Source organism: Segeticoccus sp. (genome assembly GCF_035708005.1).
This window is the reverse complement of sequence record NZ_DASSTI010000078.1, coordinates 1-11,731: the sequence shown is the minus strand read 5'-3', so window position 1 is coordinate 11,731 and position 11,731 is coordinate 1. Positions and strand designations below refer to the sequence as shown.

Sequence of the window (11,731 nt, the reverse complement as noted above, 5' to 3'; positions counted from 1 at the left end):
CAGCAGTGGCTGGCTGTGCTCGACCAGTGCGGCGTAGTGGTCCAAGTGCGCGCCCGCGACGGTGGCCTGCTCACCGGCGATCACCAAGTGTTCGCGGGCGTAGCTGCGGACAGGGGCGAGCAGCCGGTACCGGACCTGCCCGGCTACCCGGCGCACGGTTACCAGCGACTGGTCGACCAACCCGGCAAGCAGATCGACCAGCTCGGCCCCGACCGGCCCGCCGCCGAGCTCACGGGGGCCGGCGACCGCCACGGCGGCGGCCAGGTCGAAGCTACCGGGGAACACTCCGAGCCGGCGGAACAGCACCCGTTCGCCTTCACTGAGCAGGTCATGGTCCCAGTCCAGGGTGGCCCGCAGGCTCTGGTGCCGGGCCGGACCGGTGCGCGGGCCGCCGGACAACAGCCGGAAGACGTCGTCCAGACCGGTGAGCACCTGCTCGACCGAGAGCATCCGCATACGGGCGGCCGCCAGTTCCACCGCGAGCGGCAGGCCGTCCAGACGACGGCACAACCGCCCCACCGCCGCAGCATTGGCATCGGTGATCTCAAACGCCGGGTCCACGGCTTGGGCCCGCAGCTCGAACAACCGCGCGGCCGGTGCGGCCCGAACCGCATCCACGCTCACCTGCTCGCGGTCCGGCGCGGCCAGCGGCGCCACCGGCCAGATCTGCTCGCCCTCCACCCCGAGCCGTCCCCGGCTGGTCGCCAACACCCGAAGTTGCGGGCAGCCTTCCAGCAGCTGATCCACCAGGGTCGCGGTCGCCGCGGTCAGGTGTTCGCAGTTGTCCAGCGCCAGCAGCAACTCCGCGTCGCCGACTCCTTCCACGATGGCTTGGGTGGCGCTTCCGGAGGCACCCGGCACGGCCAGCACCGTGCGGACCGTCTCGGTCACCAGATGCGGGTCGACCACCTCGGCCAGCTCGACCCACGCCGCACCAGCCGGCGCGCGTGCCTGCGCCCCGGCCGCCAGCGCCAACCGTGTCTTACCGGCACCACCTGGTCCGGTCAGCGTCAGCAACCGTGAGTGCTGGAGGGCGGAACGGACGGCCACCAGTTCTTCCTCGCGCCCGACCAATCCGGTGCGAGGCCGTGGCCAAGCCGTCTCCACTCGGAGTCCGTACTCACCTCGACCCACGATGCGCACCCGACCTCGCCCGTCGCCGTGCACGGTCGGGTCACGTGCGCGACCCGGCCAACCGGTACGGAACGGATGCCGTCCGCCGCTGACCCGGTGAACGCGAGCAATCGGCATCGGGCAACCGGGGGAGAGACAGGTCGTCCCGCGCCGACCAGCGTACGCCCGCCACCATCACGCCGACAGGCTCCCGCCATCGATCGACATCAGCGGTCCGAGCCGTCGCTGCTTGCGCTGCGGCCGCGGACCGCCGGGCGAGCAGCTCACCGACCAACGGCGAGCGTCCGGTCCGTGCCCCTGCGCTGCCCGGCCCAACGCCGCAACCAGCTCAGTGCCAGGAGGCGAGGGCGCCGGGCCCGCACGACGGTGCCCGTGCCCCTCACGTCCCCGTCGCCGTGGGCCAACCGCCATGGGTCAGCCTGCGCGCGCAGATCGGCGATACGCTCGTCGGCCAAAGCCACGGTGATGACGTATGAGGTGAACATTGCTTGCCTCCGCTTTGATGGGATTGCGATGGCAATGACGCTCCCGGAGGTCGCGGGGGAGGATGCAAGGGACGCAGGGGGAAACGCTGGGTGACCGACAGGAACCCGCGCCCGTACAGCGCCAACATCCAGTGACAGGTATGCCGCGCTCGTCGCCTTGCGGTCACCGGTTCCCGCGCTCCACGTTGTCCTTGTGGACGGACAGGAGCCGATAGATCCAGTGGACGAACTTGGTGTATGGCGCGACGGCAAAGGCCACCACCACGGCGGCGAGGTGGACCACCAAGGCCGGAGCGAAGATGATCGTCGACCGCCCGAAGAGCACCACCAGGCCCGTGAGCATGAGCAGCAGGAGCGCCCACAACATGGCGTAGTCCGCGCGACGCATGCCCTCGGTGGACTGCAAGTGGTCCGAGCGCCGCTTGAGGACGATGAGTCCTGAGCACCCTGCCGTGGCCGCGACACCGCCGACAAGGCCTGTGAGGACCGGCACCGAGAGGTACGGATAGGGCGGCTGGGCGTCGAAGAACTGCTCGAGGATGGCCGCCGACGTGGTGGAGATGAACGTCAGGAGGAACCCGTACATCACCAGGTGGTGGAAGCGCCGGCGGACCGCCGAGGGCTCTCCCTCGGGATACGAGCAGCCTTCTGCGCCTCCGGTTTGGTGGCGGAGGGTGGCCACCTGGCGCAGGGTGGAGCGCCACGACGGCAGATCGAGCAGCGGCGCCAGGGGGCCGTGGATGTCGCGCCAGTAGAGCCACGCCGCCCGTGCCAACGTCAGGACAGAGACGAGGGCGGGGACGGCAACGACCACCACCATGAGGGTGTGGGAGACGAGCTCGTATGCCGAGCCGCGGGTCGGTCCCGCGAAGACCTCGCCGCGTCCGGTAGCGAAGCTGAGCAGGACCAGGAGCGCGGCGACAGCCGCGAAGGCCACGCCGAGGCCCACCCTCCCGCGCAACCAGGCGGGTGAGTGCTGCGGCCAGACGTAACGGCGGTAGGTGTCCTCCCGCACGCTCGAGAAGACGGCCGGTGGGTTGACGCCGAACTCGTGTGGCGGGGTGTACATGCAGGCGGTGAAGCAGTCCTGGCAGTCGTGGCACAGGTTCGCCAGATGCGTGATGTCGGCTCGACCCAGCTCCGTCCGCAGCTCCAGCGCGGGCCAGACCGGGCAGTAGCCGGCGCAGTATCGGCACGAGTTGCAGATGTTCAGCTGGCGTTCTGCTTCGGCGAAGAGCTCCTCAAAGGGCATAGCGGGCCGCCTCTCGTCCCGCGATGCGACCCCAGACGGTGCCGATCGTCATGCCGAATCCGGCCAGATACCCCGACGAGAGGACGTTTCCGGACATGATCTCGCCGGCGGCGAACACGTTGACGAACTCCCTGTCGTCCTGCAACTGCACCCTTGCTCGGCTGCTCACCTTGACTCCCATGTACGTGAACGTGATCCCGGGCCGCATCGCGATGCCGTAGTAGGGCGGCGTGTCGAGTGGTTGGGCCCAGTTGGACTTGACGGGGAGGAGGTCGCGGGTCGCCACCCCGTCCAGCGTGGTCGGATCGAAGCGTTGCGCGGCATCGGGCGGCACCGCTCGGTTGAACCCGGTGATGGTGTCTTCCGCGGCCGCAGGATTCAGACCCATGGCCGCGGCGACTTTCCCGATGGTGTCGGCCCGGTGCACGCCGTACATCGGTGGTAGGAAACGTCCCTGGACCTTGGAGTCCCAGAACGAGTAGCCGATCTGGTCGGGCTGGCCCGCAAGGTTGCGCCCCCAGATGGCGTAGCGCTTGGGCCAGATGTCCTCGCCTTCGTCGTAGAAGCGCTCGGCATCCCGGTTCAGCACCACCCCGAAGGGGATGGAGTCGATCCGGGTGGCGATTCCCCCGTCGAACTTGGGGCTTCTGGCGTCCACCGCAACCGAGTGGAAGCCACGTTCCTCACCTGCCACGGCGGCGCCGTTGTCGAGCAGCTGCTGCAGGACCAGGCCGTCGTTGAATCGTGGTCCCCGAATGTGGTAGTTCCGTGCCGCGTCACCCCAGTAGCGCCCGAGCCAGTCGAGATTGGCCTCGAACCCCCCACTGGCGCACACGACTGCGCGCGCCCGGATGCGGTGGGTCTGCCCGCCGTTCCTGACGAGGACCGAGCTGCAGCGGTCTCCTTCGAAGCACAGCCGTTCCACCGTGGTCTCATAGGCAACCGGAACGCCCCGGCGCGCGAGCTGGCGATAGTAGGCGTTCATCAACGCTTTCCCGCCCCCGAGGAAGAACCGGTTCGTCATCCCCAGATGCAGGGTGCCCGCCAAGGGCGGCTGCCAGAGCGCGCCGTGGGCGGTCATCCACTCCGGCGCGGTCTCGGACTCGCGGACGGTGAGCTCGGCCAGGTGCTCATCGCTTGGCCCCGTGCCGACACCGCACAGGTCCCGCCAGAGCTCCTCGAAGGGGTAGGCCCCGGTGTTGTAGGCGTCCGCGGACTGGTGGACGCAGCGGATGTTCCGCGTGTGCCGACTGTTGCCTCCTCGGAACGTGCGGTCCGCGCGCTCAAGGACCAGAACCTTGGCTCCTTGGTCGTGTGCGCTCATGGCGCTGACGAGGGCAGCATTTCCGCCGCCGATCACGACCACGTCCCAGACCGTGGAGCGGTCCAGGAGGGCGCTGGCATCGGGGCTCGTGGTAGGAGATTTCCTCATGCTGCGTTGCCACCTGTCTGGTTGATGCGGTCGAGCACCGTCCGGGTGACCTGCTCGGTGCCGCCAACCGGGGTCTGGTGCGGCGTCAGCGACATCTCACCGGAGGCGAGGGCGTCCGTCACAGCCCGTTCGATGACCTGGGCCCCGCGGTCGCGACCACAGTGGTGCAGCAGCATTGCGGCGGAGAGGATCTGGGAGAGCGGGTTCGCCCGGTCCTGGCCCGCGAGACCCGGGGCCGAGCCGTGGGTGGGCTCGAAGTAGGAGACGCCGTCCCCGATGTTGCCGGAAGGGCACATGCCCAGCCCACCCACGGTGGCGGCGCCGACGTCACTGAGGAGGTCCCCGAGGAAGTTCTCCGTCACGATGACGTCGAAGTGACTCGGGTTCGCGACGAGGTCGTGCCCGGCCGCATCGGCATAGCGATGGTCGGTGTCGATGTCGGGGTAGGCCTCGGCGACGTCGTCGAAGACCTCGCGGAAGAGGGCGTAGCTGCGCAGGACGTTGCTCTTGTCGACGCAGGTCACTCGGCGCACTCCGTCCCCAGGAGCCCCGTGGCGCTGGCGGGCCAGCTCGAAGGCATATCGGCAGATCCGCGCGCACCCCCGCCGGGTGAGCATCAGCTGGTCGGAGACGGCGTCACGCGTCACGACTCCCAGGCCGCGTGAGAGGTAGAGGCCCTCGGTGTTCTCGCGCACGATGACGTAGTCGATGTCGTTGGGAGCGTGGCGGACCGGGGTGTGCACCCCGGGACGCAGCCGCATCGGCCTGACGTTCGCGAAGGCGTCCAGTCCGGTGCGCATGATGCCGCCGAGCAGTCCCGCTTCCGTGCCATCGGCGTGGCGGACGTGGGGGAGCCCGACGGGCCCCTTCAGGACGGCGTCGTAGCAGGTGCGCAGACGCTGAAGCACCTCAGCGGGCATCGCGACGCCGGTCTCCTCGTACGTGGAGGCACCTCCCGGTTCTTCCGTGAAGCAGACGTCCTCACCCACGCTTTGCGAAGCCGCCGCGAGGACGCGCGCCGCGCTGTCGACGAGTTCGGGGCCGATGCCGTCGCCTGCAATCAGTGCCACCCGCAACGGCTCGCGACGCGCGGGGTCCGTCGCGGGCGACAGGCCGGGGTCGGGGAAGGTCATCGCGGCTCCTGGATGGTGCTGGTCGGCGGTCACGCACTGCTCGCATCCACATTGCATGCAAACTGCGCGGAGACTGTACCCGTTCTGGGCACGGCTTGAAAAGAACCGCTACCGTGCTGCCGTGAACGACTCACCGGACCGCCCGCCATACGAGCTGCTCCCGAAGTTTCTGCCGGGGGGAGTGCTGCGTGGCCGAACGACCGAAGCGATCACCGACGCCCTTCGCGAGGCGATCCTGGACGGGCTGATGCCCCCGAGTGCGTGGCTTCGGGAGGATGAGCTGGCTGCCGCCTTCAAGGTGAGCCGCACGCCGGTGCGCGAGGCCCTTCGTCGGCTGTCCGACGAGGGGTTGGCGGTCAAGACCACCAACCACGGGACCGTGGTGGCGCCCCTCTCGCTCGAGGACATCCTTGCCCTCTACGTGGTGCGGGAGAACTTGGAAGGACTGACCGCGCGGTTGGCGGCAGGGCATCCGAGCGTTGCGCTCGTGAAGTCCCTCGACGAGATCGGCACCCGCATGGAGGAGGCCGCCGAGGCGGCAGATGTCCCGGCGTTGTCCAAGTTGAACCTCGAGTGGCACCGCGCGCTCCGCCACGGGGCGGGCAACACCTACCTCGACCGCTTCCTGGGTCAGGTCGAGCACGCGGTTCGCCGCCTCCCGAAGTCGACCCTGAACCACCCCGGTCGGCCGTGCGAGGTCATCCAGGAGCACGACGGTGTGGTGCGTGCCATCGAGGCGGGGGATGCCGAGACCGCCGAGCGCCTGGCCAGGGCGCACATGCGTCGCGCGCGGGAGATCCGGATCGCCGTGCTGCTCGGCGGCTGAGCAGGAGATCGGGATGGCGCTCGAGTTCGACCGTCTCCGGGTGCTCGTGGCGATTGCGCGACGGGGCTCCATGACCGGCGCCGCCGCCGACCTGCTCTACACCACATCCGCGATCTCGCAGCAGGTCCGCCGGCTGGAGGCGGAGGTGGGCCAGCCGGTGTTGGAACGGCATACCCGAGGGGTGACGCTCACGGACGCCGGCCATGCCATCGTCCGGCACGCATTGTCCATCGAGAACCAACTGGCAGCGCTGCAGAGCGAGCTCGACGACATCGCCGGGCTACGGGCGGGATCCTTGCGGCTGGGCACCTTTCCCACCGTGGCGTCGTCCCTGCTGCCCGTCGCGGTCACGCGCTTCCGCCAAGAGCATCCGCATGTGTCCCTGAAGGTGCTGAGCGCCCGGCTCGAGCAGTTGCTCGACCACCTGGAGCGACGACGGGTGGAGATGACGCTGCTGTGGGACTACGACTGGTCCCGCATCGACGTCCCGTGGCTCGAGCTGACCGAGATCGCCCAGGACCCCACCGCCGTGGTGGTTTCCGCGCGCCATCCGCTGGCGAAGCGGAGCTCGGTCCGGATGGCAGAGCTCGCCGGTGAGGACTGGGTGACCCGCGGCGGGAACCACCCGGTGGCAGAGGTGCTGTCGCGCACGGCCCACGCCGCGGGCTTCGAGCCCTCCATCGCCTTCGAAGCCAACGACTACCAAGAGGCCCAGGCCATGGTCGCCGTGGGGCTCGGGGTGGCGTTGGCGCCGGGCCTGGCCCTGGCCAACCTGCGCGACGACGTCGCGGTGCTGTCACTGGGAGCAGATGCTCCTCGTCGACGGATCCTCCTGGCCACGCTGAAGGGCCGCGCCGCCACGCCGGCGGAGCGGGCGATGTCCGAGCTGCTCAGGGCGGTGGGTGCCGAGGTGTGCGTGCGCGGCGTCGGGGCTCCGGGAGGTCGGCGTCCCCCTCGTCAGCCGGCAGTGCGCCTTAAGCAGAAGTGAACTCCCCCTAAACGAAGTCGCGATTGACTTCACGCGCCTGCGTGCATGAAGGTGGCGTGCATCCCGAGTCCAAGTTGCATGCAAAGTAGGTACAGAGAGTGCGGATCCCAGCTGTCCTGATGCGCGGCGGAACCAGTCGAGCCCTCTTCTTCCACGCCGAGGACCTGCCCGCCGACGAGCAGCTCCGGGACCGGTTCATCCTGGCCGCCTACGGCAGTCCGGACCCGGGGCGCCGGCAGGTCGATGGGATCGGGGGCGCGACGTCGAGCACCAGCAAGGTCGCGGTCATCTCCGACGGTCGACACCTCGGTGTCGACGTGCTCTACCACTTCGGTCAGGTCTCCATCGACAAGCCGCTGATCGACCGTCGGGGGAACTGCGGCAACATCTCCTCGGCCGTGGGCCCCTTCGCCGTCGACGAGGGGCTCGTCACCGCGACCGATCCGGAGACCATCGTGCGGTTCCTCAACGTCAACACGGGCAAAGTCATCGTGGCCCACGTCCCGACCCATGAGGGACGATTCAGCCCGGCCGGTGACTTCCACGTCCCGGGCGTGCCACGCGGCGGTTCTCCGCTTCGTCTCGAGTTCCTGGAGCCCGACGGCTCGGTCACCGGGTCCCTGCTGCCCACGGGCAACCCGACCGACCTTTTGGAGGTCCCCGGCGTGGGAACCGTCGAGGTCAGCCTCGTCGACGCGGCCAACCCGCTGGTGTTCGTCAGGTGGGACGCGTTGGGCTTGACCGGGCAGGAGACACCAGACGAGATCGACGGCAACCCAAGCCTGCTCGCTCGCATCGAGGCGGTCCGCGCCCACGCGGGCGTGCTTGCGGGGATCAGCCCCAATGCGTCGAGCGCCAGCGCCACGAGCCCGTCGGTGCCCAAGATGACGTTCGTCGGCCCGCCGACCCGTTACACGCGAACCGACGGCACCGAACAGGCACCGGAGGACCACACCATTCGGGCATCGATGATGTCCATGGGGCGGTTGCACCGGACCTTCGCCCTGACAGGCGGCATCTGCACCGCGGTGGCAACGATGATTCCGGGCACCATCCCGCACCAGGTTTCCCTGGGAGACGGCAACCGGGTGCGCGTCGGTCACCCCGCCGGCGTCATGCCGCTCGAGGCCACGGTGCGCCGCGTCGGTGAGGCGTGGACGGTGCCCTCGGTGTCCGCCTACCGCACCGCACGGCGTCTGATGGACGGACACGTCCTCGTTCCGGACCAGTACCTGGCGCAAGATGTCCGCCCCCGCATTTCCCAGCAGACCCAACTCGACAAAGAACCCATCACCACGGAGGTGTCCCGATGATGTCCCTCGGACGACGCAAGACGGTCGCGGCGACGGCCGGTGTTGCCATCAGCTGCTCGCTCACCCTCGCCGCATGTGGCGGGGGAGCGCGAGGTGCCGATGAGGCGAAGCTTCCCAGCAGCGTGCAGCTCATCGTGCCATTCGCCGCCGGCGGCGGCACCGACACCTTCGCTCGCGTCCTGGCGCCGGCCCTCAAGGATGCGGTGGACAGCCACCCCTCGATCCAGGTGGTCAACCGGGAGGGTGGCGAGAGCATCACCGGAACCAACCAGTTCGTGAAGCAGAACCCAAATGACGGCTCCCAGCTCCTTGTGGCGTCGGCGACGACGACCTACCAGTGGTTGCTCGACGTGCCCCAGGTGAAGTACGACTTCAACAAGCTCAAGCCGCTGATCATTGCCGGGACCGGTGGCGTCATCTATGCCTCCAAGGACTCGGGAATCACCTCGGTCGAGGACCTGAAGAACCCGCCCAAACACCTGTCGTACGGCGGTATCAGCGCCACGGGACTGGATCTGAGCACATTGCTCGCCTTCAACATGCTGAAGCTCCATCCCAAGGTGACGTTCGGGTTCGAGGGGCGAGGACCTGCTCGGCTGGCCCTGCAGCGGGGCGAAACCAACATCGACTACCAGACCACCTCGGCATACCTCACGGAGGTCAAGCCCATGGTGGACAAGGGCACGGCTGTGCCGCTGATGAGCTTCGGCGTCCTGGACAAGAAGGGCAACGTGGTTCGCGACCCGAACTTCAAGAGCCTGCCCACGGTCCCGGAGGTCTACGAGAAGCTCTACGGCCAGCAGCCCTCCGGTGACGCCTACAAGGCCTACGTGGCCTTCCTCGCCGCCGGGTTCGCGTTCGAGAAGAGCGTGTGGGCAACGCCACAGACCCCCAAGGGCGTCCGGCAGACAGTCATCGAAGCGGTGCCCGCCCTGAAGAAGGACCAGAAGTTCGACCAGCAGCGCAAGGACTCCCTGGGCGACTACCCGCTGTACTCGGGGCCTGACGTCAAGACGTCGTTGAACAAGGCCTTCCACATCTCGGACTCGGTCAAGAAGTACGTGTTCGACATGTTGAAGTCCGAGTACCACACCAGCGTTCAGTAACCGTCGGACCGAAGGAAGCACCATCATGCTCGATGCCGCGCTCACGGCGCTGGCGGGGTTCGCCAACCCCGGCACGATTCTCCTGCTCGCGATCGGCGTGGTCGCGGGACTCGCCATGGGGGTGCTTCCCGGTCTGGGCGGTACAGCGGCGGTCGGGATCCTGCTGCCGTTCGTCATCACCTTGGACCCGCACCAGTCGCTGCCGATCCTCATCGGAGCGGTGGCGGTGGTGCACCACTCCGATGTCATCACGGCGATCCTCCTGCGTGTGCCGGGATCCGCCTCGGCGGCCGTGATCATGCCCGACGGAAACGCCTTGGCGCGCAAGGGACAAGCGGCTCGGGCACTCTCGCTGTGCTTCGTCGCTTCCATGATCGGCGGGACGCTCGGTGCGGTGGGGCTGACCTTCTCGATCCCCATTGCCGAGCCCCTCGTGCTGGCCTTCGGATCGCCCGAGCTGTTCATGCTGACGATCCTCGGCATCAGCCTGGCGGCGCTGCTGTCCAAGGGGAACATGCTCAAGGGGCTGGTCTCGGCGGGACTCGGCCTGCTGGTCGGCATGATTGGTGCCGCCCCGGCAGCAGCGGTCTATCGGTACTCGTTCGGAGCCGATTCGTTGCTCGATGGTGTCGGACTGATCCCGCTTGCCTTGGGCCTGTTCGGCCTGGCCGAGATCGCGCACATGGTCGCCCGGAAGACCGCGATCGCCGAGAAGATCGACGTCGGCGGTGGCTGGTTGCAGGGTGCCAAGGAGGCCCTCCGAGAGTGGAAGATGACCCTCCGCGGTGTGCTGGTCGGCATGTGGGCCGGCGTCCTGCCGGGTCTGGGCGCCACGGCGGGAACTTACATGGCCTACGGCCAGGCCGCCGCCACGGCCAAGGGGGAGGAGCGAAAGTCCTTCGGCCGCGGGAATCCTCGCGGCCTGGTTGCCGCGGAGAGCGCGGCCAACTCCGTCGAGGCGGGCGACCTCATCCCGACCCTCCTGTTCGGCATACCCGGTGGTGCCCCCGCAGCGTTGCTGCTGGGCGCCCTGCTCGCCTACGGCATCCAACCCGGGCCGCAGATGATCACCAACCACCTCGACGTCATGTACACCGTGGTGTGGTCCTTCGCGATCGCCAGCGTCGTGGGCTCGGTCGTGTGCTTCTTCCTGGCGAAGCCGCTGGCACGGCTCAGCTTCGTGCCATTCCAGTACCTCGCCCCCGGCCTGCTCCTGATCATGCTCGTCGCGTCGTACACCGAGTCGGGCCAGTTCGGTGCCATCGTGGCGATGCTCGTCCTCGGTGTCATCGGCTATGTCATGAAGCAGGCGGACTTCCCCCGCGCACCACTTCTCATCGGGTTCATCCTGAGCGTGCCCATGGAGCGGTACTACTTCCTGACCGACAATCTCTACACCACGGGCGAATGGATCCGGCGGCCCTTCGTCATCGTCATGTTCGTCATCCTCGCCGTCCCCGTGGTGCTCCGGGCCGTGCGGTGGGTCCGCCAGCGGGGCCGAATCCCCAGCACGCACACCACGGGCTCCGACATGGTGCAGGAGCAGGTCGTTGAGCCAGCACTGGTGGGCGCCACGGCGGGTGGCCGCGGTTCAGCGCCCACAGGCGGGGTTGCCAGCGGACAGCCTGATGGTGGCGACGGGGCGAGCGGGCCGGCCGAGGACGACGGAGAAGAGGGTGGCCTGGCCAAGTCGATCTGGCCACTCATCTTTGCATCCCTGACGTTGGCAACGTTCATCGCGGCTCTGGTGGTGGGGGAGGGCTATCCGTCCCGTGCACGCCTGATGCCGGTTCTGGTGGCCCTGCTGGGAATCGCCCTGACCGCCCTGCTCCTGGGCCGCGAGGTCGTCGCCGTCGTACGTGGACAACGGCGCGTGCCGGCGTGGAATCTGCAGGTGTCACAGACCTGTCTCGCCTTCGGCTGGCTGCTGCTCTTCGTCCTCCTGGTCTACTTCCTCGGATTCGTGGTCGCGGCCCTGATCTACGTCCCGTTGTTCCTCATCCGGGTCTCGAGGCTCTCCCTCGGGCGGACAGTCGCCTACACCGCGGTCGCGGTGTGCCTC

General features: G+C 68.4%; 9 protein-coding genes. 5 read left to right on the top strand and 4 right to left on the bottom strand.

The window, feature by feature from the left end:
• From VFL99_RS08815 to VFL99_RS08800, 4 genes are all read right to left on the bottom strand, one after another.
• Window positions 1-975: ATP-binding protein (locus VFL99_RS08815; RefSeq protein WP_414713735.1), on the bottom strand; the 975-nt coding region annotated here is incomplete at its 3' end.
• A gap of 807 nt (window positions 976-1,782) precedes the next feature.
• Window positions 1,783-2,871 (bottom strand): tricarballylate utilization 4Fe-4S protein TcuB, encoded by a 1,089-nt coding sequence (tcuB, locus tag VFL99_RS08810; RefSeq protein WP_325105972.1) that lies wholly within the window; start codon window positions 2,869-2,871, stop codon window positions 1,783-1,785.
• Window positions 2,861-4,237 (bottom strand): FAD-dependent tricarballylate dehydrogenase TcuA, encoded by a 1,377-nt coding sequence (gene tcuA / locus VFL99_RS08805; RefSeq protein ID WP_325105971.1) that lies wholly within the window; start codon window positions 4,235-4,237, stop codon window positions 2,861-2,863. The genes tcuB and tcuA overlap by 11 nt, the downstream gene beginning before the upstream one ends.
• A 62-nt stretch (window positions 4,238-4,299) precedes the next feature.
• A complete protein-coding gene (locus tag VFL99_RS08800; protein ID WP_325105970.1) occupies window positions 4,300-5,436 on the bottom strand; it encodes an isocitrate/isopropylmalate dehydrogenase family protein in 1,137 nt (378 codons plus the stop codon).
• A 121-nt stretch (window positions 5,437-5,557) separates the two neighbouring features.
• On the opposite strand from VFL99_RS08800, the gene VFL99_RS08795 reads away from it, so the two are divergent.
• From VFL99_RS08795 to VFL99_RS08775, 5 genes are all read left to right on the top strand, one after another.
• Complete coding sequence (locus tag VFL99_RS08795) at window positions 5,558-6,262, top strand: GntR family transcriptional regulator (RefSeq protein WP_325105969.1); 705 nt, start codon at window positions 5,558-5,560, stop codon at window positions 6,260-6,262.
• A gap of 13 nt (window positions 6,263-6,275) precedes the next feature.
• Window positions 6,276-7,250 carry a LysR family transcriptional regulator gene (locus VFL99_RS08790; protein WP_325105968.1) on the top strand — a complete coding sequence of 325 codons (975 nt, stop codon included), beginning with the start codon at window positions 6,276-6,278 and terminating at the stop codon, window positions 7,248-7,250.
• Window positions 7,251-7,348: 98 nt separating this feature from the next.
• Entirely contained in the window at window positions 7,349-8,563 is a 1,215-nt protein-coding gene (locus tag VFL99_RS08785) for a 2-methylaconitate cis-trans isomerase PrpF family protein (RefSeq protein ID WP_325105967.1), read from the top strand.
• Window positions 8,560-9,669, top strand: coding sequence for a Bug family tripartite tricarboxylate transporter substrate binding protein (locus VFL99_RS08780; protein ID WP_325105966.1), 1,110 nt, complete (start codon window positions 8,560-8,562; stop codon window positions 9,667-9,669). The genes VFL99_RS08785 and VFL99_RS08780 overlap by 4 nt, the downstream gene beginning before the upstream one ends.
• 25 nt (window positions 9,670-9,694) lie before the next feature.
• Window positions 9,695-11,731 (top strand): tripartite tricarboxylate transporter permease (locus VFL99_RS08775; protein ID WP_325105965.1); only part of this gene is annotated, 2,037 nt, incomplete at its 3' end.